This window comes from Allobosea sp. WAO, from assembly GCF_001509835.1.
GTDB lineage: Bacteria > Pseudomonadota > Alphaproteobacteria > Rhizobiales > Beijerinckiaceae > Allobosea.
This window is the reverse complement of record NZ_JXTJ01000004.1, coordinates 611,616-636,380: the sequence shown is the minus strand read 5'-3', so window position 1 is coordinate 636,380 and position 24,765 is coordinate 611,616. Positions and strand designations below refer to the sequence as shown.

Below are 24,765 nucleotides of genomic sequence, written 5' to 3'. Positions count from 1 at the left end.
AGACCGTTTGGAAAGTTCCCCAGACCCGCGCAGGGCGCTTAACAATTTGATAGGAACCGTGAGAATCGTGCCTATCCAGTGAGCAGTACCAGGCACGGTCGGCGGGCGTTTTGAGTTTCGCCTAAATTGGCGCCAGATTGCCCCTCTCTGTCATGCGATGTTGCGCTGCAATATGGTTAGGGGCGTCCCGGCGGTTGAAACCGACCGTTCACCATGACGGATTTCGCGCATGCGATATGGTCGCGAAGGCGTCGTCAGGCAATGACAAGGCGGACGTAGGGCTGGGGCGGGAGGCGAGGGCGGATGAACGGTTCCAGCTATTGCGAGCGCACCGATCCCTCCTTCTGGGCCGAGCCGCTGAATGCGGTCAGCAATGGCGCCTTCGTGTTGGCGGGGCTGGCCGGCCTCGTGTTGCTTTGGCGCGCCGGTCGGCCCGATCGGCCGGCTGCGCTCCTGATCGCGCTGGTGTTCGCGATCGCGGCCGGCTCCTTCCTGTTCCACACCATGCCGCAGCGCTGGACGCTGCTCGCCGATGTGGTGCCGATCCAGCTCTTCGCCTTCTTCTATTTCGGGTTGGTGCTGCACCGCTTCTTCGGCTTGTCGCCGGCAGCCGCGATTCTCGGCACGCTCGCCTTCCTGGTCGGCTCCTCGGCGCTGGCGACCGTCGTCGGGCTCTGGCTGCCGCCGGCGGCGCGTGGTTCGGCCGGCTATGCCGGCTTCGTGCTCGCGCTGCTCGGGGTCGCGTTCGCGCTGGCTTTGCGGGCGCAGATTGGTGCCGCGCGCCAGATCGGGCTGGCGGGCCTTGTCTTCGCTCTTTCCCTGACCCTTCGTTCGCTCGATGGGGCGCTCTGCAAGCAGGTTCCGTTCGGGCTGCATTGGGCCTGGCATCTGCTCAACGCGACCGTGCTCTATCTGCTGCTGCGCGTTGCGATCGCGCATCGCAGTCCATCGGGTCGCATCTAGGCTCGCTGCCGGCCGCGTGCTGCTCAGCGCACGACCACCGCGCCGCGTCGTGCCGGCACGACGACAGCGCCGCGGCGAGCCGGGGCGACGACGACCGGGGCAGGGCGACGAACCGCCGCCGCGCCGCGTGGCCCCGCGCAGGCCGCGCCGCGAACGCCGCGGGCGCAGACCACGGCCTCGGCCGGCGTCGAGATCGCGGGCACCAGGGCGAGAAAGCCGCCGGCGCCGACAGTGAGCAGGACTGCGAATTTCAGAAGGCTGTGCATGGCGGCATCTCTCCGTTCGGGGATGGCGAGCCTTGTTTCCTGCGTCGCGGCAACTGGCGGCGCTGCATCGGATCGTCTGCCCCGCTCTGGTGTTCCGCAAGGGAATTCTGTCTCGTTTCAGGCTGCCGGGGGTGCTTGACGATACGCGCCCCTTTATATAACATATAAATTATATAAGGAGATGGAGATGAACGGGCTTGATGCTGCCTTTTCGGCGCTCGCCGATCCGACCCGCCGGGCGATCCTGGCGCGACTGGCTTTGGGCGAGACCACGGTGATGGAGCTGGCCCGGCCATTCGAGATGACCCAGCCGGCGGTGTCTCGGCACCTCAAGGTGCTGGAGGAAGCGGGGCTGATCACCCGGCGGATCGAGGGAACGAAGCGGCCCTGCCGGCTCGCGCCGGGAGCGCTCGAGGAGATCGACAAATGGCTCGCCATGCTCCGGCGAGCCCTGGAGGCCAACTATGACCGGCTGGACCAACTTCTGGCCGAGATGGAAGCAAGCAAGGAGGACGGCCAGACATGACCAAGCTTACGCTGACGCTCGAGGGCGATACGCATATCCTCGCGACCCGCCGCTTCAAGGCTTCGCCCGAAGCGGTCTATCGCGCCCACACGGAGACCGAGCTGATCCAGAAATGGCTGCTCGGCCCCGAAGGCTGGACGATGCCGGTCTGCATCAACGAGGCGCGTTCGGGCGGACGGATCCGCTATGAATGGAGCGACGGCAAGGGCGGCAGCCTTCTTCTCACCGGCGAATATGTCGCGCTCGAGCCGTTCGGCCGTATCGTTCATATCGAGCGCTTCCATATGCCCGACCCGACCCCGGACAACCGGATCGAGACCCGTTTCGAAGCGGATGGCACCGGCACGCTGATGATCATGCGCATGACCCTTCCGGACAGCGCGACCCGCGCCGCGATGCTGGCGACCGGCATGGAACACGGCATGGAGGCGAGCTACGCTCGGCTTGACGCGATGTCCGGCTGATTCCGCGGGCTTCGGAAGCGGCATCCAGTGTTTCGACGGGGCCTTTGCGGCCCCGTCCTTTTTTGGTTTGGCCCGCAGCCCTGCGTTTCCCGCACTGCCCCAAGGCCGCCGGATCGGTTGACCCTCGGGCAGGGCGCCGACAAGCTTCCGCAAAACATGGGGGAAGCGATGTCTGAGTTGGCTGCTACGTTCGATCTGGAATCTCTGAAGACCCGGCTCTATTCGGCCGTCCTCTCGGACGTGCTTGACCAGCTCGGCTATCCCAATCAGGCGGTGAAGCCTTTCGTCCGGCCGGTCGACGACAATGCGATCCTTTGCGGCTTCGCCCGGACCGGGCTCTACATGAAGCGCTATCATCTGCCGGAGGGGCATAATCCCTACGCGCTGGAAATGGACCTGATCGACAGCCTGAAGCCCGGCGAGATCCCAGTCCTGGCCTGCGACGGGCCGACTGACCGGATCGCGCCCTGGGGCGAGTTGCTGACCACGGCCTCGATGGTCCGCAAGGCGGCGGGCTGCCTGACCGACGGGCTGGTGCGCGATGTCCGCCGCATCCGCGAGCTCGGCTTCCCGCTCTTCCATGGCGGCATCGGGCCGCTCGACACCAAGGGCCGCGCCGAGATGATGGCGGCCGACGAACCGGTCGAGGTCGCCGGCGCCCGCGTCGAGCCCGGCGATTTCATCTTCGGCGATGTCGATGGCGTGGTGATCGTGCCGCAGAAGATCGCGGCCGAGGCCGTCAAGCTGGCGCTCGAGAAGATCGAGGCCGAGGACAGCACCCGCGACGAACTCCTGGCGGGCGCGAGCCTGCGCTCGGTGTTCGAGCGTCACGGCGTGCTCTGAATCTCCACGTCATGCTCGCCCTTGTGGCGAGCCCGCACGTCTCGAGCGTGGCATGCGATCAGTGAAGACGTGGATGGTCGGGACGAGCCCGACCATGACGGGAAAGGCGGTTGACGGCTGGCCTCAGCCGCACTGATCGAGCAGGCGCGAGGCGGCGGTGATGCCGCTGAGCGAGAAGGTGTAGCTGGTGTCGTTGCCGCGGGCGGAGGTCGCCTCCAGCAGCATGGACGAGCCCGCCTTCATCGCCGCCAGCAGGTCGCCTTCGTTTTCCAGCCGGTTCAGCCAGGCGCCCTTCCCGAGCGTCAGCATCTGGAATTCCGCATCGCCGATGGTGATGCGGACGACCGAGTCCTTGGCGAATTCATAGCCGGTCTGAAAGCTCGTCTCGGTGTTGCTGGCCTTGCCGTCGCTGGTCTGGACGAAGAAGAATACGTCTCCATGCCGCAACTGGTCTGGTTTCGATGTTGTAGGCGTGCTCGTAATATAGCAACGCTGGCTATTTCCGTTCTGGTAGGACGCGGCGTTCCAATCCTTGAACTGTCCCATGGATTTGGCGGGGTTGGCCTGTGCCGTTCCGGCAGCGGCAAGAAGCAGGAACACCGCTGGCGCCGTCAGTTTCATCATAGCCTCATCTCCTTTTGCCTGAGCAAGGGATGAAACCTCGGAGATTAACGAGGCGTAAAAAAGATCGTCAAAAATGCGTGTAGCGACGATCTGCGTCAGGGCGCGGGGGCGGCCGCGATGCGCGCCAGCGCGGCCTGCCACTGGTCGTCGTCCAGCACGATTCCGAAGCGGGTTTCGAGCGCGGCGCGCAGCGCGGCGTCATCCTCGATCTGCTGCGGCAGCGAGGCTTCGCCGAGCCGGTGCTCGGTCAGGCGGCGGTCGAGCAGGGTCAGCCGGCCATGCGGCAGGATGCGGGCGGCGCGCAGGGTGAAGGTGAAGGCGGAGGCGGGGTGGGTCGCGACATAATGGTTCGCCACCACCTCGTCGATCGCCGGAACCGGCTGCAGGGTGAAGCGGTAGAGCAGGCGCCATTCGCCCGATATCTCGGCGCGCAGCCACCAATCCTCGCCGCTGCGGTCGAGCCTGTAGGGCTCGTGCGGCGTCTTCTGCGGGGCGCCCTCAGCGAGGCGCAGCGGACCGGTCAGCGTCATGCCGCCGAAGCCGACATCGGCGATCAGATCCTCGCCCTCGCAGGTGACGCGCAGCAGCTTGTGGCTGCGGGCGACCTGCGCATCCTCGGCCTGGCCCATGAGGACGCGCCCGCCGAGCGCCGTGACCGGGAAGCCGAAGGCCTCGAGCACGGCGTGGAACAGGGTGTTGTGCTCGAAGCAGTAGCCGCCGCGCCGCCGGCCGACGAGCTTTTCGAAGACGGCCGCCAGCCCGATCTCCACGCCCCTTCCGGCCAGCGCGTCGAAATTCTCGAACGGGATCGCCTGCGGATGCAGGAAATGCAGCCGCGCCAGCGCCACCCTCGTCGGCGCGACCTCGCCATCATAGCCGATGCGGGCGAGATAGGCGGAAAGGTCGTCCGGGGCGAGCATGATTGCCTCAGCGCGGCGGCAAAGCGGCGTAATAGGCCGCGATCGCCGCGACCTCCTGCACCGTCATATGGCGGGCCATGAAGCGCATCTCCTTGTGCGGGCGCTTGCCGGCGCGGAAGGCCATCATCTGGTTGAACAGATATTTCTCGTTCTGGCCGGCGAGATGCGGCACCTCGGTATCGCGCGCGATCCCGTCCTCGCCATGGCAATAGGCGCATTGCTCGACCGGCGAGGAGCGCGGCTCGGCCAGCGCCGGACCGGTGCTCGCCGCCATCGCCAGCGCGATGGCCCAGCGTCGCCCTCTGCGATGTCGTCCCGTCAAAATCCGAATCCCCCGCTTCTTGTTTGCGGCGAGATTAGAGGGGCAGAGGGTAAACAAAAGCCGCAGCCTCGCGCAGCTGCTCCACGAAAAACGACCGCATGGGCAAGCCCGCGCCGCCGGCGCTGACGGGCTCGACCTGTCCGGCAGCTACGTCAACACCGCCTGCGACGCGCGGCTCGACTTGCCGCCTCTTGCCTTCTCCCGGATGGGAGAAGGTGGCGCGGAGCGCCGGATGAGGGCCTGTCGCTGCCGCAGAAAGCGCAGCGGCTCTGCTGCGGCCTCCCCACAAGCGTCATGCTCGGGCTTGACCCGAGCATCTCAGGCCGGAGAAGATTCCAACCAGCGCCTTCCCGTCCTGAGATTCTCGGGTCTGCGCTTCGCTTCGCCCGAGAATGACGCATGAGCCTGCCCGCCCGCAGGCCTGCCTGCGGGCGCTGAATCATACGGGGCTGGCGGAGCGCCGCGAGGCGCGTCGTGAGATCCGCTTCCGTTGAGCCAGGAAGCGGCGCGGATGGTCCCCATCCGCACGCCCCGTGGCGCTCCGCCTTCGGCTCTTTAAGTCTCCGGGCCGCGCTTCTATCGCGCCGGCCTTGCGGCCGGCGCAGTCTAGCGAGCTCCTCGCGCAGGGGTCGTAATGCCCCCAGGTCGGTTCCCGAAGCCTCCCGGGAGCGGGGCGTAACCCCCGCCCGCAGGCGCCGACCCTCACCCAGCCTCTGGCATACCTCCGGACGGCCGCCCCGTATGGGTGATGGGCGAGGGGATTGTACGCGAGGTTTTGGCAGCGGGGATAAAGGCTAGCAGACTCGCTTCTGCTATCGACATCGGTGAAATTGTTCTCTATTTGTTCTGTTTCTGTGGGCCGGAATTTTGGGGCGTTCCCGTCAGTCTTAAGTGGGGGCGAATGAGGCATTCTTTCTATGTCAGGTTTGGTCGCGATATTTTTCCGATGAGGCTCGAGCTGAGCCGTGCATGGCAGAGCGAGCGAGGCCGTATATCAGGTCGTCGTGCTAGCGCAGAGAAATTTGCAGCACAGCGGCAGTCACCAGCGTGCGAATCGCGTATTGCATCTATTATGGCGCTGCAGCGAATTCGCGATCCTCTGCACAATCTTGTCGAGTTCAAGGATAATGAACTTGAGCGGACGTTATGGCGTGTTTTGCAAGCACGTCCCTTTCAAAGGCTGCGGCGCATAAAGCAGCTAGGCTTTTCTGATCTAGTCTATCCGGGCGCCAGTCATTCTCGGTTTGCGCATAGTGTGGGCGTTTTCTTTACGGCCAGACAGCTCATGGAGGTTGTCAGGAATTATCGTGCGCGCTCTGAGAGTCGAGAGCGCATCGCATTGGCAGCTGCGCTGATTCATGACTTAGGCCACGGTCCCTTTAGTCACGCGTTCGAGACAGTAGGAAAACGGCTTGGCCTCAAGCTTGCCGATCACGAGCATGTCAGTGATTTGCTTATTAAGGATGGCGAGGTTGCTGAAATACTTAACGCAATGGGGAGCGGATTTGCTGTAGATGTTTCAGATATGATTAAGAAAGATGGTCACGCGACGGTTCATAACGCTGTCGTGTCTAGTCAGTTTGATGCTGATCGGCTTGACTATATGCGTCGAGATCGTCTTATGACAGGTACCGAGCATGCTGCCATCGATTTCAATTGGCTTATAGCTAACCTTGAGATCGCGTCTCTGCCGACTGGAGTTGATGAGCATCAAACTGGGTCTGTTGAGACTTTTGTTATTGGCCCAAAGGCAGTTCATGCTGCTGAAGGCTACATTTTGGGGCTTTTTCAGCTTTACCCTACCGTTTATTTTCATAAAGCTACTAGGGGTGCAGAGAAGATATTTTGTGAATTACTGGTTCGAGTTGTGGATCTCGCTAGGAACGGTTTGGCGGCCAAGACAGGGCTACCTGAGCGCCATCCTCTGATCCGGTTTGCGCTGGATCCAGAGAGCCTCGATATAGTCCTTTGCCTTGATGACACCGTCATATGGGGTGCGCTGGCACTGATGAGCGATGCGGATGATCCGCTTGTGAGTCAATTCGCTGTGCGGCTTAGGGATCGCAAGCTCTATAAGTGCTTCGACATCCGTGCGCGGATAAGCCACGAATTTGATCCCGATATCGTTGGCACTCCCGAAAGGGTGGCAAAAATCGAAACCTGCTGCGCAAGGGTAAATGCAAAATTAACTGAATGGGCTAACGCTCAACCTGGGGATATTCCCCGGATTCTTATCGATGAGGCAAAGCGTTCTCCCTACAAGGACGCTGTTGGCGCACGAGGACCAATCGAAACTATCAACGTGCGGACCGATGGGGGCAGCTTGGTGGATCTCAAACAGCGTTCTCGCGTTGTTGCGAATCTAGCCGATTTTATGCTTTTGCGCGTCTATCATGATCGTGGTGATCAGGAGGCGTGCAAAACGATTGGCGCTATTATCGATCAGGAGGTCCAGGCATGCCGCTAAATGACGCGAAAAAGGTCGCGGCTATCGTCGCTGATGCTGGCGGCCGCGTGGTTGGTCGTACTCGCCTCCAAAAAATTGCCTACCTACTGACTGTGACCGGGCTGGAGAGCGGGTTCGCGTTTAGCTATAAGCACTACGGTCCGTATAGCGAAGATTTGGCTACAGCAGCTCGAATGGGCAGCCTTTTTGGCGAGCTTACCGAGACCGAGCAGTCCACGTCTTGGGGCGGGTCTTATTCGATTTACACAGCCACAGCGCCTGCGGAAGCAGAGGTGGGCGATCTTCGCCGACAGTTCGCTAGAGCTGCCGCTAACGCGGACGCCATCGAGCTGGAATTGGCGGCGACAGCAGTCCTACTTGCCTCGGAAAGTTACAGTGACCCGTGGGCAGAAACGGCAAGGCGGAAGCCCGAGAAAGCTGAAGGTGGTCGGATAGATAGAGCCAGAGAACTGTTGCGCGCTCTGTCACGCATTCCAACGCCGGTTCCGCTCCCGGCAATTGTGTAAAGTCCTCCCCGAGGAGGACTGTCGTTAATCGAAAGCAATGACGGGCCCAAGCCGACGCTCTACTCCGCCGCCTGCCTTGCCCCCTTGCCCTTCAACGGCCGCCGCTCCAGCACTTCCTTGAGGAAGCGCGCGGTGTGGCCCTTGCCGATCCGGACGACATCCTCCGGCGTGCCCTGGGCCACGACCTCGCCGCCGCCGTCGCCGCCTTCGGGGCCCATGTCGATGATCCAGTCGGCGGTCTTGATCACTTCGAGATTGTGCTCGATCACCACCACGGAATTGCCCTGCTCGACCAGCTCGTGCAGCACCTCCATCAGCTTGGCGACGTCGTGGAAGTGCAGGCCGGTGGTCGGCTCGTCCAGGATGTAGAGGGTGCGGCCGGTGGCGCGCTTGGAAAGCTCCTTGGAGAGTTTTACGCGCTGCGCCTCGCCGCCCGACAGGGTGGTGGCCTGCTGGCCGACCTTGACATAGTCGAGCCCGACGCGGGCGAGCGTCACCATCTTGTCGCGGATCGAGGGCACGGCCTTGAACAGGTCCTTGGCCTCCTCGACCGACATGTCGAGCACATCGGCGATCGAGCGGTCGCGATACTTCACCTCCAGCGTCTCGCGGTCATAGCGCTTGCCCTTGCAGACATCGCAGGTGACGTAGACGTCGGGCAGGAAATGCATCTCGATCTTGATGACGCCGTCGCCCTGGCAGGCCTCGCAACGGCCTCCTTTGACGTTGAAGCTGAACCTGCCGGCCTGGTAGCCGCGCGCCTTGGCCTCGGGCAGGCCGGCGAACCATTCGCGGATCGGCGTGAAGGCGCCGGTATAGGTCGCCGGGTTGGAGCGCGGCGTGCGGCCGATCGGCGACTGGTCGATGTCGATGACCTTGTCGAGATGCTCCATGCCCTCGATGCGGTCATGGCTGGCAGGATGCTCGATCGAGCCGTTGAGCTTGCGCGCCACCGCCTTGTAGAGCGTGTCGATGACCAGCGTCGACTTGCCGCCGCCGGAGACGCCGGTGATGCAGGTGAACAGGCCGAGCGGGATGTCGACCGTGACGTCCTTGAGGTTGTTGCCGCGGGCGCCGACGATCTTCAGGCTCCGGCCCTTCTGCGGCTTGCGGCGCTTGCCGGGCACGGCGACGCTCATCTCGCCGGTGAGGTATTTGCCGGTCAGCGAGTTCGGATCGCCGAGGATGTCCTGCGGCGTGCCCTTGGCGACGATCTCGCCGCCATGGATGCCGGCGCCGGGGCCGACATCGACGACATAATCGGCGGTCAGGATCGCGTCCTCGTCATGCTCGACGACGATCACGGTGTTGCCGAGGTCGCGCAGGCGGCGCAGCGTGCCGAGCAGGCGCTCATTGTCGCGCTGGTGCAGGCCGATCGAGGGCTCGTCCAGCACATAGAGCACGCCGGTGAGGCCGGAGCCGATCTGCGAGGCCAGCCGGATGCGCTGGCTCTCGCCGCCGGAGAGCGTGCGCGAGCCGCGCGCCAGCGTCAGGTATTCCAGGCCGACATCGAGCAGGAAGGTCAGCCGGTCGCGGATCTCCTTGAGGATGCGCGGGGCGATCTCGTTCTGCTTGTTGGAGAGGCGCGAGGGCAGGGCGGTGACCCAGGCGAGCGCGTCCTTGACCGAAAGCTGCGAGATCTCGCCGATATGGCGCATGTCGATCTTCACCGCCAGCGCCTCGGGCTTCAGGCGAAACCCGTTGCAGGCGGCGCAGGGCGTCTCCGACATGAAGCGGCCGATCTCCTCGCGGGCCCAGTCGCTCTCGGTCTCCTTCCAGCGCCGCTCCATATTGGTGATCACGCCCTCGAAGGGCTTCTTCACCTCATAGGCGCGGAGGCCATCGTTATAGGCCATGCGCACGGCTTCCGTGCCGGTGCCGAACAGGATCGAATCCTTGGCCTGCTGCGGCAGCTCCGACCAGGGTTTTGTGGTCGAGAAGCCAAAGTGCCTGGCGAGCGCGTCGAGCGTCTGGCCGTAATAGGGCGAGGTCGACTTGGCCCAGGGCGCGATCGCGCCCTTCTTCAGCGAGAGCGAATGATCCGGGACGATCATCTCCGGGTCGATCCGCATCTCGTGGCCGAGGCCGTCGCAGGTCGGGCAGGCGCCGAACGGGTTGTTGAACGAGAACAGGCGCGGCTCGATCTCGGGGATGGTGAAGCCGGAGACCGGGCAGGCGAACTTGGAGGAGAAGGTGACGCGCCTGGCATCGCCATTCTCCTCCTTCTCGTCGGCATATTCGAAGACGGCGATGCCGTCGGCGAGGTCGAGCGCCTGCTCCAGCGAGTCGGCGAGGCGGGCGCCGAGATCGGGCCGGATCACGATGCGGTCGACGACGACGTCGATGTCGTGCTTGAACTTCTTGTCGAGGCTGGGCGCGTCCGCGATCTCGTAGAACTCGCCATTGACCTTGACGCGCTGGAAGCCGCGCTTCAGCCACTCGGCCATCTCCTTGCGGAACTCGCCCTTGCGGCCGCGCACCACCGGCGCGAGCAGATAGCCGCGGGTCTTCTCCGGCAGCTCGACCAGCCGGTCGACCATCTGCTGCACGGTCTGGCTCTCGATCGGCAGGCCGGTCGCGGGCGAATAGGGGATGCCGGCGCGCGCCCAGAGCAGGCGCATATAGTCGTGGATCTCGGTGACGGTGCCGACCGTCGAGCGCGGGTTCTTCGAGGTCGTCTTCTGCTCGATCGAGATCGCCGGGGAGAGCCCGTCGATCTGGTCGACATCGGGCTTCTGCATCATCTCGAGGAACTGGCGGGCATAGGCCGAGAGCGACTCGACATAGCGGCGCTGGCCCTCCGCATAGATCGTGTCGAAGGCGAGCGAGGACTTGCCCGAGCCGGAAAGCCCCGTGAAGACGATCAGCTTGTCGCGGGGAATGGCGAGGTCGACATTCTTGAGATTGTGCTCGCGCGCGCCGCGCACGGAGATGACGCGCGAGTTCGGGTCGGCCGCACGGTTGCGGTCGAACATGTCTTCGAGCGTCGCGGCCTGTTCGGCGAGCGTGGTCTTGCGAGCCATTGCGGTGTCCGGTTCGGGTAAGCCGTAGAGATAGGGCAAATGCCGGGTCCTGCCAGTGCGGCCCGACGAAAGGCTGGCATGAGTAGCACGCAGCCGCGGATGTTGCTGCATTGTTCTTGTCGCGCTTGCTGACAGGCGCTGTCAGGAGCGTGGCAGGCTGCGGAAGCGTCTCCGGAGCAGGATCGCGGAGGCGAGCATGGCGAGCGCCAGCGCCCCGGACAGGATCAGCGCCGCCCCTGCGCCATAGCGCTCGATCAGCAGCGCATAGGCGAGCGGGGAGGCGGCGGAGAGGACGAAGCCCGGCGCCAGCAGCCGGCCGACATAGGCGCCATAGCTCTTCGGATCGAACAGCATCAGCGGCAAGGTGCCGCGTGTGATCGTCAGCACGCCATTGCCGGCGCCGTAGCAGAAGGCGAAGGCCAGCGCCGCGAAAGCGCTCGCGCCGCCGGCGAGGCCGAGGACGAAGCAGAGCGGCAGGACGAGGCAGGCGACGAGGTTGAGGTCGAATGGGCTGGTCTTCGCCCCGAACAGCACCTCGCCGAGCCGCGCCAGCGACTGGCCGATGCCCCGCGTCGCACCAATCCAGACCGCGGCGGCAGCGGGTAGGCCGAGCCCGGCAAGGATGCCGATCATATGCGCGGACATGCCGGCATTGAGGATGCCGGCGAAGGTGACGATCAGGGCGTAGAGCAGGCCGGCGAAGCGGGTGTCGGCTGGGCTGAGCGCGACGGCGGGTTTCGCAGCGGCTGCGCCGGGCAGTGGGTGGGCGGAGACGGCCGGCAAGGTCAGGTACAGCGGCAGGGTCAGCAAGGCGAAGCCGGCATAGACGAGGAGCGCCCCGCGCCAGCCGAACTGTTCGGCGAGGGCATGGCCGAGCGGCCAGAACACGGTCGAGGCGAGGCCACCGAGCAGGGTGATCTGGGCGATCGGCCTGCGCGCGGCGCTGCCGCCGATCCGGGCCAGCGCCGCGAAGGCGGCGTCGTAGAGGCTAAGCCGCATGGCGAGGCCGAGGCAGAGCCAGGCGGCGTAATAGGCGGCGATCGTGTGGGCGAAGGCGAGCCCGGCGATGCCGGCGGCGGTGAGAAGCGAACCTGCGCACATCACGGTCCTGCCGCCATGGCGATCGATCAGGCGGCCGACCGCGCCCGAGGTCAAACCCATCACCAGCAGGCCGGCCGAGAGCCCGCCATGGATGACCGCCTGCGACCAGCCGAGCTCACTCGCGATCCGCTCGCCGAACGCGCCAACGAGATAATAAGAGACGCCCCAGGAGATGAGCTGCGCCAGCCCGAGGCAGAAGACGGTGCTGCGAGAGATCATCGCGGACTCATTGACGGCAGCAAGCAGTCACACTCGACCCCGACGCGATCATCCCGGACAAGCGGCAAAGCCGCGCCGATCCGGGATCCATGCCTGAACCTCCATCGGAAGCGCGCTGGCATGGATCCCGGGTCTCCGGTCGGTCGCCCGGGATGATTAGAGTTCTAAACTGACGCAGCACTATCTCGCTCCGCCGGGCAGCGTCCGGTCTCCCGGTCCGAGGCTGCGCTGCATCAGGACGGTGTCGACCCAGCGGCCGAGCTTGAAGCCGGTCGAGCGCAGGGTGCCGATAGGCTCGAAGCCGAAGCGGCGATGCAGGCCGATCGAGCCGGCATTGGCGCTGTCGCCGACATTGGCGAGCATCTGGCGCCAGGGGCCGGTCTCGCAACGGGCGATCAGCGCGCCGAGCAGGGTCGAGCCGATCCCGCGGCCGCCGAAGCCGTCGGCGACATAGACCGAGTCCTCGATGGTGTGGCGGTAGGCGGGGCGGGGTCGATAGGCCGTCGCATAGCAGTAGCCGACGACCCTCCCGCCCTGCTCGGCGGCGAGATAGGGCAGGCCGAGGCCCAGCACCGCCTGCCGGCGCGCCAGCATGTCCTCGACGCTCGGCGGCGTCTCCTCGAAGCTCGCAAGGCCGTGCAGGACATGGTGGCTGTAGATCGCCTGGATCGCGGCCATGTCGGCCTCACCAGCATCGCGGACGAGGATGGGCGGCGTGGTGTGGCCGGCGAACTCGGTCGTCGTCATCGCAGTTGTTCCGGCCCCGGAGGGCCGCCTTTCCGTCTGGTCGGGGCGCCCGGTCAGCGCCTCCTGTCGCGTCACGCCGATATCGGCGAGTTGCTGGTCGTCGAGCTCGCGCAGGGACCGCAATTGCTGATAGCGCGAATGCTGGGAGGCGCCGATATAATCTGCTGCCTCGCGCAACAGCCATTGTCCCGCAGACCATATCCCGCTCATCGCTTGCGCCCTACCGCGGCCGGGCTCTTGCCGAATCGCCAGGGCAACTTGCGTTTCGCCGCGCCATAAATGAAGCTTCTCAAAGTTATGCAGAGCATGAGAATTTCTTTGAGATGCGCGACCTTCGCCTCGACCAGCTCGACAGCTTCCGCCAGGTGATCGCGCTCGGCAGCTTCTCGGCGGCGGCCGAGAGGCTCGGCCTGAGCCAGCCGGCCGTCAGCCTGCAGATCCGCGAGCTCGAGCGGCGGCTCGGCGTGACCCTGATCGAGCGCGTCGGGCGCCGGGCGCAGCCGACGGCGGCGGGCACCGAATTGCTCGACCATGCCGGGCGGATCGAGGCGGCGGTGGCGGCGGCGCAAGAGGCGATGGCGCGTCATGCGACCGGGGCGATGGGCCGGGTGCGGATCGGCACCGGCGCAACCGCCTGCATCTTCCTGCTGCCGCCGCTATTGCGCGACCTGCGCCAGCGCCATCCGACGCTGGAGATCACCGTCAGCACCGGGAACACCTCGGATATCGTCAAGGCGATCGAGGACAACCAGATCGATATCGGCCTGGTCTCGCTGCCGGCCGCCGGCCGCAGCCTCGAGGTGACGCCGCTGCTGGAGGACGAGTTCGCGGTGATCGCGCCGCCGGGCATGGAGTTGCCGGCACGGTTGACGCCGGAAGCGCTGGCGCGCCTGCCTGTCCTGCTGTTCGAGCCCGGCGGCATCACTAGGCGCATCGCCGATGAATGGTTCGCCCGCGCCGGCGTGACGCTCAAGCCAGTGATGTCGCTCGGCAGCGTCGAGGCGATCAAGCGGCTGGTCGGCGCCGGTCTCGGCTGCGCCGTGCTGCCCGGCATGGCGGTGCGCGGCGAGAGCGAGGGGCTGATCGTTCGCTCCCTGTCGCCGCGGGTGCATCGCACGCTCGGCCTCGTCCTGCGCAAGGACAAGCCGCTGCATCGCGGCCTGCGCGAGACGCTGAAGGCGCTGCGGGCGCTGGGCACGCTCGGCTGAGGGCTCTGCGGAACCGAGCCGTTCATCCTGAGCGCTTCGCCATCGCATCGTCGTCCCGGGCGACCGAAGTGCGACCCGGGACCCATGCCTGAACTTCACCGATAGGGGTTCAGGGATGGGTCCCGGATCTCCGCTTCGCTGCGTCCGGGACGACTCGATCTCATATTGGACGACAAGATCTCATGTTGATGGCCAGCGGCCGCCAGCGCTGCTGACAGGCCTGGTCGGAGGGGCGGTCCATGCCATCACCCGTTTGCGCAGTGCCCAAGGCGGGAAGTGGCGTTAATGTCGTCGCTTGCCGGGCGGAACATTTCGCTCGCTTTCGCGCTTCGTGGACATGCCCAACCGTCAGGTGCCCAGACCGGGCACAGCAGCCAGCGGGGGATCGTCATGATGAAAGCCGTTCTGCGCACTGCAACTCTGCTGCTCGGCCTCGGGCTGGCCGCGCCCGTTCTCTCCTGTGAGCTCGACAGGCCGCTGAAGATCGCCGGGCTCGACTACGATTCCGCCGCCTTCCACACCGCCGTGGCGCGGGCCGTGGTCGAGAAGGGCTTTGGCTGCAAGGTCGAGCGCGTGCCCGGCGTGGTCGCGCCGCTGGTCAACGGGCTGGCGCGCGGCGATGTCGACGTGATCATGGAGATCTGGCTGGCCAACCCGGTCGAGGCCTGGACCAGGGCGGAGGCCTCCGGGAAGGTAATTCCGCTCGGCACGACCTTTCCCGACGCCAATGAGGGCTGGTATGTGCCGCGCTATCTCGTCGAGGGCGCGGATGCCAAGGCGAAGGACCTGAAGACGGTCGCCGATCTCAAGCGCCACAAGGCGCTCTTCCCCGACCGGGAAGAGCCGGGCAAGGGCCGCTTCTACAATTGCGTCGCCGGCTGGGTCTGCGAAGGCATCAACACCAAGAAGCTCACAGCCTATGGGCTTGCGGACGACTACAACAATGTCCGTGGCGGCTCGGGCGAGGCGCTGGTCGCGGCGATCGAGGCGAACCTCAACCGCAGGCAGCCGGTGCTGTTCTATTATTGGAGCCCGAGCTGGCTGATCGGCGCCTATGACCTCGTCAAGCTCGGCGAGCCGGCCTTCGACCCGGCGATCTGGGCCGAGCTGAAGGCGAGCGACAAGCCGACCAGGGCGACCGCCTATCCAGTCAGCAAGGTAGTGATCGGCGCCAATCTCGCCTTCACCCAGGCGGCGCCGCAGCTGACGAGCTTCTTCAAGAATTACGGCATCAGCAGCGCGCTGACCTCGCAGATGCTGGGCGATGCCCGCAAGGCCGGGATCACACCGGAGGAGCAGGCGCTGCGCTTCCTCAAGGACCGGCCGGATGACTGGCGCCACTGGGTCACCGCCGAGGTCGCTGCGAAGGTTCAGGCCGGCTTGTGAGTGCTGGCCTGCTGCCTGATCTCGGCAAGCCGCTCCAGGGCGCCGTCAACCGGCTGGTCGATGCGCTCGTCACCGGTTCCGGCGACAAGCTCGATGCCGTTTCGGACGGGCTGACCGCGCCGGTCAGGCTGCTCGAAAGCGCGTTGGCGCAGGTGCCACCGGAGGCGGGCATCGCCATGGTCGGGCTCGCCGCCTGGCTCGCGACCCGCCGGATCGCCTTCGCGGCCGGAATGGCGGCGCTCGTGCTGATGCTCGCTCTGCTCGGGGTCTGGCCGGCCGCGATGCAGTCGCTGGCACTGATCGTCGTCGCCGTCGTGCTGATCGTGCTGTTCGGGCTGCCGCTCGGCGTCGCGGCGGCGAGGACGCCGCGTATCTCGCGGGCGCTCGCCCCGCTCTATGACCTCATGCAGACCGTGCCGAGCTTCGTCTATCTCATCCCGGTCGCGATGATCCTCGGGCTCGGGCGGGCGCCGGCCCTGGTCGCGACCCTGATCTATGCCTTGCCGCCCTTCGCCCGGTTGACCGAACTTGGCCTGCGCGAGGTCGACGGGCGCGCGGTCGAGGCGGCGCGGGCGCTGGGCCTGAGCGCGCGGCAGAGCCTCTGGCTGATCGAATTGCCGCTCGCCCGCCCGGCGATCCTGCAAGGGCTCAACCAGGCGATCATGATGGCGCTCGCCATGGTCGTCGTCGCCTCAATGATCGGTGCCAAGGGGCTGGGCGAGACCGTGCTCCTCGGCTTGCAGCGCGCCGATCCCGGCCTCGGCTTCGTCGGCGGGCTCGGCATCGTGCTGCTGGCGGTGCTGCTCGACCGGCTCGCCCAGGCGATCTTCCGCGCGCAACGTTCTCCGCGCCGGCCCGGCGTGCCCTGAGGCTGCTGACATCGGCCGTCAGGGAGCCTGTTGCGCGTGCCCCAGCGCTTCGGCAGCTTGCCGGCTGCAAGGACTCGGGGAGAGGCGCCATGTATGGTCTGATCGGACGGATGCTGGCCAAACCCGGCGAGCGCGAGGCGCTGATCGGCCATATCCTCGGCAGTAGCGCGGCGATGCCCGGCTGCCTGAGCTATGTCGTCGCCCGCGATCCCGCCAATCCCGATGCGATCTGGGTGACGGAGGTCTGGGATCGCGAGGAAAGCCATGCCGCCTCGCTGCAGCTGCCGGCGGTGCAGGCGGCAATCGCCAAGGCCCGCCCACTGATCGCAGGTTTCGATAATCACACCGTGACCGAGCCGGTAGGTGGGCATGGCTTGGCGCGTGGCTGAGGACGACGCCGCTCGCATCTAACCGTTTTTCAGCTTTTTGGGCCTAGGTTGACGATACGTCGCGCGGCAGACGTGACGAGAAACTTCGGAAACCGGAAGCGCCAATGGCCTGGAAGCTCGACATCGACTTCGTCTCCGCGCAACCGGGCTTCGAGATCGACAAGGACAGCGCCGGAGAAGCGCCATGGGGGTTTGGCTGGGGATGGGGCGCGCTCCATAGCCGCATCGGCTGCCCGGTCCCCACGAGCGCGACCCAGACCGACAGCAAGCCGCTCGTCGACGTCTTCCCGCTGCCCGGGTTCAACTGCGTCAGCGAGCGGTTTCGGGCGATCGTGGAGTCCTTCGAGCCGGGCGTCCATGAGTTCTTTCCGATCCAGCTCAAATCGCGGAAGCGGGTCGCCTATGCGGAGCCCTATTTCCTGATCAATGTCCGCCAGCGTTTCGATTGCATCCTGATCAAGGGGATCGATTTCGAATGGGGCAGCATGGTCGCCCTCGGCCTTGAAGGGATGCCGTATATGTCCTGGATGGGTAAAAGGCCGCCAATGTCCGCCAGCCGGACGACGATTGCCGGTCGCCATCTCTGGCGGACCCGTTGGGTTCCGCAAAGTAGGAAGATCATGGTTTCCGATCAGCTCAGGGCCGCGCTGATGGATGCGAAGATCCGGCGCCTGACCTTCAAGGAGCCCTGGGCCCAGCATTTCGCGGAGGTCGACACGCCCTTCGATTACCGCGAGCAGGTGCCGGGCATCGTTGACTGGATCGAGGCCAACCGGCCGGCGGTACTGCTCGAAGATCACCTCGACTGGGTGAAGGCCCACATGCCGCATTGGCTGTCGTGATAGCTCGCGGGCCGGCGGGCTTTTGCCGGCGAATGCCGATCGTCCGAAAAGCCGCGGCTCGCTGTGGTGGATTCCGGGGCTCCGTTTCGATGTGACGGCAGTGACGGGCCGGCATGACCGGCGCGGCTTCCGCTTGCGGATCGCTCGGGCTAAGAGCCTCGCAACGCAGCCGAACGGCGAGGGCGAGCCTGTCATGACCGATTCCGAAGTCCGCAAACTCACCATCGTGCCCTTCGCCGGGGCGCTGCACGGCAAGGTGACGCCGCCGGGCTCGAAGTCGATCACCAATCGGGCGCTGTTGGTCGCGGCGCTGGCAAAGGGCACCAGCCGGCTTTCGGGCGCGCTGAAGAGCGACGACACCCGCTACATGGCGCAGGCGCTGCGGGCGATGGGCGTCACCGTCGAGGAGCCGGACGCGACCAGCTTCGTCGTCACCGGCGATGGCCGCCTGCGCGCCCCGGCGGCGCCGCTCTTCCTCGGCAATGCCGGCACGGCGACGCGCTTCCTTACTGCCGCAGCAGCGCTGGTCGAGGGGCAGGTCGTGGTCGATGGCGACGAGCATATGCGCAAGCGGCCTATCGCGCCGCTGGTCACGGCGCTGCGGACGCTCGGCGTCACGGTGGAGGCGCCGAGCGGCTGCCCGCCGGTGACGATCGCGGGGCAGGGCGGCTTCGCCGGCGGCCGGGTCGAGGTCGATGCCGGGCTCTCCAGCCAATATGTCTCGGCGCTGCTGATGGCCGGCGCCTGCGCGCGCGGGCCGGTCGAGGTCGCGCTCAGCGGCCTCGGAGACAGCGGGGAGATCGGCGCGCGCGGCTATGTCGACCTGACGCTCGCGACGATGGCGGCTTTCGGCGCGAAAGTCTCGCAGCCGGACGCGGCGACCTGGCGGATCGAGCCGACCGGTTACCGTGCCGCCGATTACCTGATCGAGCCCGACGCCTCGGCGGCGACTTATCTCTGGGCGGCGGAAGTGCTGACCGGCGGCAAGATCGACCTCGGCGTGCCGGCGGCGGCCTTCACCCAGCCCGACGCCAAGGCGTATGCGCTGATCGCCGCCTTCCCGAATCTGCCTGCCGAGATCGATGGCTCGCAGATGCAGGACGCGGTGCCGACGCTCGCGGTGCTCGCCGCCTTCAACAATACGCCGGTGCGCTTCACCGGCATCGCGAATCTGCGCGTCAAGGAATGCGACCGGGTCTCGGCCCTGTCGCAAGGCCTGTCGCGGATCCGGCCGGGGCTCGGGGTGGAGGAGGGGGACGATCTCCTCGTCGCTTCCGATCCTTCGCTCGCCGGGCAGACCCTGCCGGCCGAGATCAACACCTTCGCCGATCATCGCATCGCGATGGGCTTCGCGCTGGCCGGGTTGAAGATCGGCGGCATCACCATCCTCGATCCCGGATGCGTGGCGAAGACCTATCCGGAGTATTGGCGGGCGCTCGCCTCGCTCGGCGTGCGCTTCGAGGGCGAGGCGCCCTGAGCGGGCAATGCCCATGCAATAAGCGACTGCAACCTGTCGCATTCGACGCCAGGCGAGGCGGTTCGAGTGGGCGGAAGGCACCGATCCCGGTGTGTGGAAGCCCGCCGCAGCGCAGGCGCGCGCTTGCCAGCGCGGCGGGATGACGGCAATCTCAGCCCAGCGATACCATCAGCGGGCCTATGCCGAAGCGTTCTTTCTTCGGGAAACAGGACATGGGAAGCCCAGAATCATGATCATCGACGATAGGAATGCCGATGCCGGCAAGCTGCACGCGGCCGCCTTGCGCGGGCGCCGGATCGGAGGGCTCGACCGCCGGTCGTTTCTGGCCGGTTCGGCAGCCGGTCTCGGCGCGCTGGCGCTAGGCGGCTGCGCGACATCCGACGGCATGAGCCTCGCCGAGGCGCAGAAGCTCTACGGCCCGGTGCCCGAGGAGAAGTTCCCGGTTCCGGCGATCGACGTCAGCAAGGTCGATCCGAAGTACTTCCGGCGGACGGTCGCCTACGATACCAAGGAGCCGGCCGGTACGATCATCGTCGATCCCGGCAATTACTATGTCTATCGCGTCGCCGGTGACGGCACCGCGACCCGCTATGGCGCCAATGTCGGCCGCGACGGCTTCCGCTGGACTGGCAACGCCTATGTCGGGCGCAAGTCCGAATGGCCGACCTGGACGCCGCCCAAGGAGATGATCAAGCGCCAGCCCGAGGTGGCGAAATACGCCCGCGGCATGCCGGGCGGCCTCGAAAACCCGCTCGGCGCGCGCACGCTCCATCTCTACCAGAACGGCGCCTACACGCTCTACACGATCTATGCGTCTCTGGATGCCGAATCGATCGGCAACGGCATCACCAGCGGCTGCGTCGGCCTGCTCACCCAGGACATGATGCACCTCTATGCCCAGACCCCGGTGAAGACGAAGGTGGTCGTCCTGCCGGCCTAGGTTAAAGCTGACGAAACGGCTGCAATTGCGCAGCAGGATCCGCCGCCGCTTCCCAAAAAGCGGCGGCGTTGTCGTTTCCGCCGCTCTCGACGGGGCGGATCCCGAACGGGATTCCGGCGAGGCCATGTCCGCAGGGCTACCTCCGAAGAGCCGTGGCCTTGCGCCGGCCTCGACGCCACCATGGCAACTGGGTGTGTGACGGGCGCCTTCGCGCGCCGGCATTGGGGCTTTCGGCGGAATGACCGAGGACAGCAAGTTCCGATACTTCCTGTGCCGCCACGCGCACGATCCCGTCGAGATCAATCTGTCGGAGTATGTCGACCCTTTCGTCGACGTCTTCCTGGCGTATTGGGTCGGTGTCCTGAAGATGCTCGAGGTCCTGCTCGATGCAGAGGGCCTCGTCTTCTACATCGTCTGGGGCACGGAGACGGTGCGGGAGCTGCCGAGCTATGGGAAGAACGTCGTGGTCCTGCTCCTGATGGAGGAGTTCTGCGAGATACCGCCCTATTTCGACAAGGTTCGCTACGTCTTCAAGACGCACGGCTTCTTCCCTTATGTGAACACGCTTCAGCTCGGCGCGAGCCTGGCATTGATGCTGAAGGCGGTCCGGGACGCCGCGCGCTGGGCCTCCAGCAGCGGCCTGCTGGCGCTCCGGCACAAGGGCGCTATCGCCCGCGAGGAGGGCGGCATGACCGTGCCGCTTGGCTATGCCAGGCAGACGGACCTGCCGGGCAAGCCCTTCGGCGAGCGCCGCTACGCGGTCTCCTTCGTCGGCAGCGTGAAGCAGCGCGCCTACCATCCGCTCTCCATCCGGGCGCTGCTGGGAACGCCGAAGGACATTGCGCGCTCGCGCATGCTCGACGAATTGCAGCGTCTCGCCGAAACCATGCCGGGCGAGGTGTTTTTCGCCGATACCGGCTCCTACATGAACGGGGTGCTCTCCGACGGGGTCCGTTATTCCGAGCTGATGGCGGACTCCAGGATTTGCCTCGCCCCGCGGGGCTCCTCGACCGAGACGTTCCGGCTGTTCGAGGGCATGCGTCAGGGTTGCGTCGTGATCTGCGATCGGGTGCCTCGGCACTGGTTCTTCGCGGACTGCCCCTTTATCCAGCTTGACGACTGGTCCAAGCTCGGCCCTTGCGTAAACGGCTTGCTCGCCGACCCGGAGCGCCTCGAAGAATTGCACAGGCGCTCACTCGACTGGTGGCAGCGGCGGTGCGCGCCTCAGGCGCTTGCCGGTGTCATGGCGGAGCGCCTCGCGCGGGTGCCGCAGGCCGGAGGCGGAGAGAGCCTGCAGGCTTCAGGGCTTCAGTCGCAGGTCTAGGCCGCGGAATGCCCGAATGTTTGGCGAGTGGCCCCGGCCGTGCGATCGTCGCGCGCTCGGGGGCGAACAGGCGAGGGCGCTATGGATACGGACCCGGCGGCCAAGGACCGCGTCACACAAGTCCTGAAGAAGCATCTCGAGCTCGCACAGGAGCAGCTCGACATGGCCGAGCGCGGCGTCCTTCTGTCGATAGACGGCGCGCCGGAAGGCATCAACCTGACCAGGGAAGCCCTCGCCATCCGCGTCGAGCAGTTGCAGGGCGCGCTCGATCGGCAGCAGGGGCGCGGCTGACGCTTCGGCGGCGACTCCGAAACGGCAGCTCGGACAACCTACTTGCCTGTGTTCTGGTTCGGCTTGGCGTCCAGCGAACGGCCAATCTCGACGGCGATGGTGCGATAGTCGAGCGGGCCGGCATCGTCCCGAAGCGCCTGGCGCAGGAAGCGCACCGGAAAGTGGATCGCCTCCCGATTGGCGCCAGACAATTCCGTCGCCCTGGCGGACGCGCCTTCGTCGGCACGATCGAGCGCTGCCTCGATCTGGCTGCTGTCCAGCAGGCCTTTTCGCTTCAACTCTCCGAAGAGCGCGGCGGTCGCGAGGAGGAGGCCTTCGAGTTGGAGGTTCGCAGTGTTCATCCTGAAGACTCCGAGTGATCGCCGAGCCGAGGTCCTTCCTCGGGTCCGTTCGACACGCCTTTCGGCGCGTGGCGCGCTCAGTGGTAGCCGACATTCATGACGTAGTCCCGCAGCAGGGCTTCTTCGTCGCTCGTCTCTTCCAGCAATAGTTGCAGCACGAGACGAGCCGTCATGACGCCGATCGGGCGGGATTCGCCGTCGAGGATCGGCAGGTTCTTCAGGCGATGCTCTTTCATCGAGGCCCAGACCGCCGTTCCCCAGTCAGAGGCCTGGCAGGAGACGATCTTCCGCGTCATGACGGTGGAAGCAGGCTCGGTGCAACTGGCACCGCCACACTGGCTCATTTTCGCCACCACGTCGGTTTTCGTCACGACGCCACAGGCGCGACCGCTTTCGTCGCAGACCACGACAAGGTCAATTCCCTTTCGGAACTGATTGGCCGCGTCGATGAGGGGAGAGCCATCCTTGATGGTCACGAGCAGCTCGCGAGCTTCAGGCAGAAGTCGATCGATCAGCATCAGCGCCTCCAGATTGCCGAGGGAACTGTAAATCTCCGGGCCGAAGCGCGCTAGCACTCTGGCAACCCAAGTTGATGACGGCCCCAAGGTCGTGGCAGATTTCGTGACGGGCGAAACAGACGAGGCAAGGCGATGAGCTTTCCCGAGACAGTCTCTTCAGGGAAGGAACTGGCCTCTCACATGGCTAGTCGCTTTCCACATTCGGACTGGATCGTCGAACTCGTTCAGCGATCCGGCTCCAGCAGGCAGAAGGTCGAAAGGCTGCTGCGCAGCGAGGCTGAACCACCGCCGGGACTGCTCGTTGCCGCGATCACCATGTTCGAGAGCCAGGAATGGCTGGGCCGGCAATTGCTGACGGACAATGAGTTGCCGTTCTCGGGCCTTCCGCGCAACATCGGGAAACTGAACGCGGACTAGCGCGGCGTTCAGGACATTGGCTTCAGACGCCGAACCGCGATCATTCGGGCATGCCGGCCAAGCGTAATGCTTTGGCCAATCGTGCAACGTAGTCCTGATTGCGCAGCGGACCGCTGAACTCGGCCATCATGGCAAGCCTCATCGTCGGCGCGAGCCGCAACAGCTCCGCCATTGCGTGCTGAGCCTCCTTCACGCGGCCCGACAGGGCGAGCGCAGCAGCGAAATTGCGCTGACTTAAGGCCCAGCCGGACTTTTCGCTGACCGAGCGCGCGGCCGAGGCCACCGCCTCCTCATAGGCGCCCGCCTGCATCAGCGCGAAGGCCATGCCATTCAGGTCGATATAGCGGAGCGGATCCTGCGGGCTGAGCCGGCACGCGCGCTCATAGCTCGTGATCGCCTTTGCGGGATCGCCGAGATAGTTCTGCGCCGCGCCGGCGCGGGACCTGGCCCGCGCCGAGTTCGGGTTGATCGCGCAAGCCCGGTCGAGCAGCAGAATGCCGGCTTCGGGGTCCATGCCGAGATAGGTCACGGTGATCCCGGCGGTCCACAGTGCCGTGGCATCGTCGCGACCGGTTTCCGCGGCCTTCCGCGCCCAGGCCAGAGCTTCCGCTTTGGTTGCTGCGGACAGATCGGGGTCCCACTGGGTCTTCAACTGGGCGACGCACAGCGACGCCATGCCGTAGGCCGCGCCATAATTGGGATATTGAGCGAACGCGCGGACGAAATAGTCCCGCGCCTCCCTGATGCTGTCGGGCGTGATATCCTGGAACACCGCGATCCCACGCAGATAGAGGTCATAGGCGCCGAGATCTTCCGTTGGCCGGCGTAGCGCGCGCTCGATCTCGGCCCGCTGCAGGTGTGGCTCGATCGCGCCGGCGACGGCCTCTGTCACGCGATCCTGCAGAAGGAAAACCTCGTCCAGCGGACCGTCGAACCAGTCTGCCCAGATCTGCGCGCCGGTCCTCGAATCCGCGAGCTCGCCCGTGACGCGAATGCGTCCGCCCGCCTTGCGGACGCTGCCTTCCAGCACGTAGCCGACCCCGAGCTCCCGTCCGACCTCTCGCACGTCGACGACGCGGCCCTTGTAGGCGAAGGCCGAATTGCGAGCGATGACGAAGAATGAGCGAATGCGGGACAACGCGGTCGTGATGTCTTCGACCAGGCCGTCGACGAAGTAATCCTGCTCCGGATCGGCGCTGATGTTGGTGAACGGCAGCACCACGATCGACGGCTTGTCCGCCGGGGGCACCAAACGAGCGGAAGCCGGCGCGATGAGTGGTCTCTCGGTGCCCTGTGCCTCGGCGACGACAATCACATCGGAGTCCAGGATGTAGCCGCGCCGGGGCAGCGCGCGCAGCACGCGACCCGCCTCATCTCCGATGGCCCTGCGGGCTTCGCGGACCGCCTGAAACAGGCTGTCTTCGGTCACGTGCACGCCTGGCCAGACCGCGCTGAGCAAGGCGTCCTTGCTCATGATGCGTCCTGCATTGCGCGCGAGCACGAGCAACAGGTCGAAGGGCTTCGGTGCCAGCCGCACTTCCAGACCGTTCGGATCGTGCAGGCGGCCCTGCGCACCATCGAGCGTGATGCCGGCAAAGCGCAGGATCTTTCCGGCTGCCTCGTTCATCAGAGCGTTCCGGCGATCGGTGATCCCTCAGAAAAGCATAAACGCAATCTCAGCGCGATTCCGACGTCGCCTCAGGACTTTGCCGGCACCGAGCGCGACGGTCCTTCCCGCGACCCGCTTCTGGCTGGGCCGCTCTTCGAGGGAG

General features: G+C 65.7%; 26 protein-coding genes and 1 pseudogene. 16 read left to right on the top strand and 11 right to left on the bottom strand.

The features are described from left to right. Positions 1-303 precede the first annotated feature (303 nt). The gene (locus DK26_RS07315; RefSeq protein ID WP_066469838.1) at positions 304-963 is read left to right on the top strand and encodes a ceramidase domain-containing protein; all 660 of its coding nucleotides are present in this window, start codon (positions 304-306) and stop codon (positions 961-963) included. Between the two features lie 23 nt (positions 964-986). Here the strand turns inward: DK26_RS07315 and DK26_RS07310 are convergent, their stop codons facing one another. Then, positions 987-1,229 (bottom strand): hypothetical protein, encoded by a 243-nt coding sequence (locus DK26_RS07310; protein ID WP_066469836.1) that lies wholly within the window; start codon positions 1,227-1,229, stop codon positions 987-989. A 187-nt stretch (positions 1,230-1,416) separates the two neighbouring features. Here DK26_RS07310 and DK26_RS07305 point away from each other — a divergent pair, with 187 nt between their 5' ends. The 3 genes from DK26_RS07305 (at position 1,417) to DK26_RS07295 (ending at position 3,062) form a co-directional block, all read left to right on the top strand. Then, entirely contained in the window at positions 1,417-1,755 is a 339-nt protein-coding gene (locus DK26_RS07305; protein WP_083533032.1) for a metalloregulator ArsR/SmtB family transcription factor, read from the top strand. Next, complete coding sequence (locus tag DK26_RS07300; protein ID WP_066469834.1) at positions 1,752-2,219, top strand: SRPBCC domain-containing protein; 468 nt, start codon at positions 1,752-1,754, stop codon at positions 2,217-2,219. The genes DK26_RS07305 and DK26_RS07300 overlap by 4 nt, the downstream gene beginning before the upstream one ends. Positions 2,220-2,387: 168 nt before the next feature. Then, positions 2,388-3,062 carry an RraA family protein gene (locus DK26_RS07295; RefSeq protein ID WP_066470225.1) on the top strand — a complete coding sequence of 225 codons (675 nt, stop codon included), beginning with the start codon at positions 2,388-2,390 and terminating at the stop codon, positions 3,060-3,062. A 123-nt stretch (positions 3,063-3,185) separates the two neighbouring features. On the opposite strand, the gene DK26_RS07290 is transcribed toward DK26_RS07295, so the two are convergent. The 3 genes from DK26_RS07290 to DK26_RS07280 all read right to left on the bottom strand — a co-directional run bounded on the left by DK26_RS07290 (position 3,186) and on the right by DK26_RS07280 (position 4,880). Continuing rightward, entirely contained in the window at positions 3,186-3,686 is a 501-nt protein-coding gene (locus tag DK26_RS07290; RefSeq protein ID WP_066469832.1) for an invasion associated locus B family protein, read from the bottom strand. Positions 3,687-3,781: 95 nt separating this feature from the next. After that, positions 3,782-4,606 (bottom strand): arylamine N-acetyltransferase, encoded by an 825-nt coding sequence (locus DK26_RS07285; protein ID WP_066469830.1) that lies wholly within the window; start codon positions 4,604-4,606, stop codon positions 3,782-3,784. A gap of 7 nt (positions 4,607-4,613) precedes the next feature. Then, positions 4,614-4,880, bottom strand: a complete 267-nt coding sequence (locus DK26_RS07280; protein WP_066469828.1) for a c-type cytochrome — start codon at positions 4,878-4,880, stop codon at positions 4,614-4,616. Positions 4,881-5,676: 796 nt separating this feature from the next. Between DK26_RS07280 and DK26_RS28475 the strand changes: the two genes are divergently transcribed. Together DK26_RS28475 and DK26_RS28910 are read left to right on the top strand one after the other, a co-directional pair. After that, positions 5,677-7,395 (top strand): HD domain-containing protein, encoded by a 1,719-nt coding sequence (locus DK26_RS28475; RefSeq protein ID WP_083533031.1) that lies wholly within the window; start codon positions 5,677-5,679, stop codon positions 7,393-7,395. Then, complete coding sequence (locus DK26_RS28910) at positions 7,386-7,901, top strand: hypothetical protein (protein ID WP_157089553.1); 516 nt, start codon at positions 7,386-7,388, stop codon at positions 7,899-7,901. The genes DK26_RS28475 and DK26_RS28910 overlap by 10 nt, the downstream gene beginning before the upstream one ends. A gap of 59 nt (positions 7,902-7,960) precedes the next feature. Here the strand turns inward: DK26_RS28910 and uvrA are convergent, their stop codons facing one another. From uvrA to DK26_RS29615, 4 genes and pseudogenes are all read right to left on the bottom strand, one after another. Next, complete coding sequence (gene uvrA, locus DK26_RS07270; RefSeq protein WP_248309897.1) at positions 7,961-10,876, bottom strand: excinuclease ABC subunit UvrA; 2,916 nt, start codon at positions 10,874-10,876, stop codon at positions 7,961-7,963. Positions 10,877-11,065: 189 nt separating this feature from the next. Beyond that, positions 11,066-12,244, bottom strand: coding sequence for an MFS transporter (locus DK26_RS07265; RefSeq protein WP_066469819.1), 1,179 nt, complete (start codon positions 12,242-12,244; stop codon positions 11,066-11,068). Positions 12,245-12,424: 180 nt separating this feature from the next. Beyond that, on the bottom strand, positions 12,425-12,991 hold the full coding sequence (locus tag DK26_RS07260; protein WP_066470223.1) for a GNAT family N-acetyltransferase: 567 nt from the start codon (positions 12,989-12,991) through the stop codon (positions 12,425-12,427). Between the two features lie 69 nt (positions 12,992-13,060). After that, positions 13,061-13,201: pseudogene (locus tag DK26_RS29615) on the bottom strand (DUF1127 domain-containing protein); the annotation flags it as partial. A gap of 113 nt (positions 13,202-13,314) precedes the next feature. On the opposite strand from DK26_RS29615, the gene DK26_RS07255 reads away from it, so the two are divergent. The 9 genes from DK26_RS07255 to DK26_RS07215 all read left to right on the top strand — a co-directional run bounded on the left by DK26_RS07255 (position 13,315) and on the right by DK26_RS07215 (position 21,717). Further along, positions 13,315-14,199: a LysR family transcriptional regulator gene (locus DK26_RS07255; RefSeq protein ID WP_066469818.1), complete on the top strand. Its 885-nt coding sequence runs from the start codon at positions 13,315-13,317 to the stop codon at positions 14,197-14,199. A gap of 390 nt (positions 14,200-14,589) precedes the next feature. Beyond that, the gene (locus DK26_RS07250; protein ID WP_066469816.1) at positions 14,590-15,585 is read left to right on the top strand and encodes an ABC transporter substrate-binding protein; all 996 of its coding nucleotides are present in this window, start codon (positions 14,590-14,592) and stop codon (positions 15,583-15,585) included. Beyond that, positions 15,582-16,454: an ABC transporter permease subunit gene (locus DK26_RS07245; RefSeq protein WP_248309886.1), complete on the top strand. Its 873-nt coding sequence runs from the start codon at positions 15,582-15,584 to the stop codon at positions 16,452-16,454. The genes DK26_RS07250 and DK26_RS07245 overlap by 4 nt, the downstream gene beginning before the upstream one ends. A gap of 89 nt (positions 16,455-16,543) precedes the next feature. Further along, positions 16,544-16,843 carry a putative quinol monooxygenase gene (locus tag DK26_RS07240; protein WP_066469814.1) on the top strand — a complete coding sequence of 100 codons (300 nt, stop codon included), beginning with the start codon at positions 16,544-16,546 and terminating at the stop codon, positions 16,841-16,843. A gap of 104 nt (positions 16,844-16,947) precedes the next feature. Continuing rightward, a complete protein-coding gene (locus DK26_RS07235; protein ID WP_066469812.1) occupies positions 16,948-17,685 on the top strand; it encodes a DUF1629 domain-containing protein in 738 nt (245 codons plus the stop codon). A 193-nt stretch (positions 17,686-17,878) separates the two neighbouring features. Next, positions 17,879-19,162 carry a 3-phosphoshikimate 1-carboxyvinyltransferase gene (gene aroA / locus DK26_RS07230; RefSeq protein WP_066470217.1) on the top strand — a complete coding sequence of 428 codons (1,284 nt, stop codon included), beginning with the start codon at positions 17,879-17,881 and terminating at the stop codon, positions 19,160-19,162. Positions 19,163-19,391: 229 nt separating this feature from the next. Next, a complete protein-coding gene (locus DK26_RS07225; protein WP_066469810.1) occupies positions 19,392-20,102 on the top strand; it encodes a L,D-transpeptidase in 711 nt (236 codons plus the stop codon). 238 nt (positions 20,103-20,340) lie between these two features. After that, positions 20,341-21,426, top strand: coding sequence for a hypothetical protein (locus DK26_RS07220; protein ID WP_066469808.1), 1,086 nt, complete (start codon positions 20,341-20,343; stop codon positions 21,424-21,426). Between the two features lie 81 nt (positions 21,427-21,507). Then, positions 21,508-21,717: a hypothetical protein gene (locus DK26_RS07215; RefSeq protein WP_066469806.1), complete on the top strand. Its 210-nt coding sequence runs from the start codon at positions 21,508-21,510 to the stop codon at positions 21,715-21,717. Positions 21,718-21,755: 38 nt separating this feature from the next. Here DK26_RS07215 and DK26_RS07210 read toward each other — a convergent pair whose 3' ends face one another. Further along, positions 21,756-22,058 carry a hypothetical protein gene (locus DK26_RS07210; RefSeq protein ID WP_066469804.1) on the bottom strand — a complete coding sequence of 101 codons (303 nt, stop codon included), beginning with the start codon at positions 22,056-22,058 and terminating at the stop codon, positions 21,756-21,758. A gap of 77 nt (positions 22,059-22,135) precedes the next feature. Further along, positions 22,136-22,576, bottom strand: coding sequence for a CBS domain-containing protein (locus tag DK26_RS07205; protein WP_157089552.1), 441 nt, complete (start codon positions 22,574-22,576; stop codon positions 22,136-22,138). A 132-nt stretch (positions 22,577-22,708) separates the two neighbouring features. On the opposite strand from DK26_RS07205, the gene DK26_RS07200 reads away from it, so the two are divergent. Then, entirely contained in the window at positions 22,709-22,993 is a 285-nt protein-coding gene (locus tag DK26_RS07200; protein WP_157089551.1) for a hypothetical protein, read from the top strand. Between the two features lie 40 nt (positions 22,994-23,033). Here DK26_RS07200 and DK26_RS07195 read toward each other — a convergent pair whose 3' ends face one another. Beyond that, complete coding sequence (locus DK26_RS07195; RefSeq protein WP_066469799.1) at positions 23,034-24,620, bottom strand: winged helix-turn-helix domain-containing protein; 1,587 nt, start codon at positions 24,618-24,620, stop codon at positions 23,034-23,036. Positions 24,621-24,765: the final 145 nt, after the last annotated feature.

What these genes read in the sequence shown, in the direction of transcription:
- DK26_RS07310 (WP_066469836.1), bottom strand. Translation starts at nt 1,229, where the DNA reads ATGCACAGCCTTCTGAAATTCGCAGTCCTGCTCACTGTCGGCGCCGGC.
- DK26_RS07300 (WP_066469834.1), top strand. Translation starts at nt 1,752, where the DNA reads ATGACCAAGCTTACGCTGACGCTCGAGGGCGATACGCATATCCTCGCG.
- DK26_RS28910 (WP_157089553.1), top strand. Translation starts at nt 7,386, where the DNA reads ATGCCGCTAAATGACGCGAAAAAGGTCGCGGCTATCGTCGCTGATGCT.
- DK26_RS07315 (WP_066469838.1), top strand. Translation starts at nt 304, where the DNA reads ATGAACGGTTCCAGCTATTGCGAGCGCACCGATCCCTCCTTCTGGGCC.
- DK26_RS07235 (WP_066469812.1), top strand. Translation starts at nt 16,948, where the DNA reads ATGGCCTGGAAGCTCGACATCGACTTCGTCTCCGCGCAACCGGGCTTC.
- DK26_RS07305 (WP_083533032.1), top strand. Translation starts at nt 1,417, where the DNA reads ATGAACGGGCTTGATGCTGCCTTTTCGGCGCTCGCCGATCCGACCCGC.
- DK26_RS07215 (WP_066469806.1), top strand. Translation starts at nt 21,508, where the DNA reads ATGGATACGGACCCGGCGGCCAAGGACCGCGTCACACAAGTCCTGAAG.
- DK26_RS07205 (WP_157089552.1), bottom strand. Translation starts at nt 22,576, where the DNA reads ATGCTGATCGATCGACTTCTGCCTGAAGCTCGCGAGCTGCTCGTGACC.
- DK26_RS28475 (WP_083533031.1), top strand. Translation starts at nt 5,677, where the DNA reads ATGGGCGAGGGGATTGTACGCGAGGTTTTGGCAGCGGGGATAAAGGCT.
- DK26_RS07290 (WP_066469832.1), bottom strand. Translation starts at nt 3,686, where the DNA reads ATGATGAAACTGACGGCGCCAGCGGTGTTCCTGCTTCTTGCCGCTGCC.
- DK26_RS07260 (WP_066470223.1), bottom strand. Translation starts at nt 12,991, where the DNA reads ATGACGACGACCGAGTTCGCCGGCCACACCACGCCGCCCATCCTCGTC.
- DK26_RS07210 (WP_066469804.1), bottom strand. Translation starts at nt 22,058, where the DNA reads ATGAACACTGCGAACCTCCAACTCGAAGGCCTCCTCCTCGCGACCGCC.
- DK26_RS07280 (WP_066469828.1), bottom strand. Translation starts at nt 4,880, where the DNA reads ATGGCGGCGAGCACCGGTCCGGCGCTGGCCGAGCCGCGCTCCTCGCCG.
- DK26_RS07240 (WP_066469814.1), top strand. Translation starts at nt 16,544, where the DNA reads ATGTATGGTCTGATCGGACGGATGCTGGCCAAACCCGGCGAGCGCGAG.
- DK26_RS07295 (WP_066470225.1), top strand. Translation starts at nt 2,388, where the DNA reads ATGTCTGAGTTGGCTGCTACGTTCGATCTGGAATCTCTGAAGACCCGG.
- DK26_RS07200 (WP_157089551.1), top strand. Translation starts at nt 22,709, where the DNA reads ATGAGCTTTCCCGAGACAGTCTCTTCAGGGAAGGAACTGGCCTCTCAC.
- DK26_RS07265 (WP_066469819.1), bottom strand. Translation starts at nt 12,244, where the DNA reads ATGATCTCTCGCAGCACCGTCTTCTGCCTCGGGCTGGCGCAGCTCATC.
- DK26_RS07250 (WP_066469816.1), top strand. Translation starts at nt 14,590, where the DNA reads ATGATGAAAGCCGTTCTGCGCACTGCAACTCTGCTGCTCGGCCTCGGG.
- DK26_RS07285 (WP_066469830.1), bottom strand. Translation starts at nt 4,606, where the DNA reads ATGCTCGCCCCGGACGACCTTTCCGCCTATCTCGCCCGCATCGGCTAT.
- aroA (WP_066470217.1), top strand. Translation starts at nt 17,879, where the DNA reads ATGACCGATTCCGAAGTCCGCAAACTCACCATCGTGCCCTTCGCCGGG.
- DK26_RS07255 (WP_066469818.1), top strand. Translation starts at nt 13,315, where the DNA reads ATGCGCGACCTTCGCCTCGACCAGCTCGACAGCTTCCGCCAGGTGATC.
- DK26_RS07220 (WP_066469808.1), top strand. Translation starts at nt 20,341, where the DNA reads ATGACCGAGGACAGCAAGTTCCGATACTTCCTGTGCCGCCACGCGCAC.
- uvrA (WP_248309897.1), bottom strand. Translation starts at nt 10,876, where the DNA reads ATGTTCGACCGCAACCGTGCGGCCGACCCGAACTCGCGCGTCATCTCC.
- DK26_RS07225 (WP_066469810.1), top strand. Translation starts at nt 19,392, where the DNA reads ATGATCATCGACGATAGGAATGCCGATGCCGGCAAGCTGCACGCGGCC.
- DK26_RS07195 (WP_066469799.1), bottom strand. Translation starts at nt 24,620, where the DNA reads ATGAACGAGGCAGCCGGAAAGATCCTGCGCTTTGCCGGCATCACGCTC.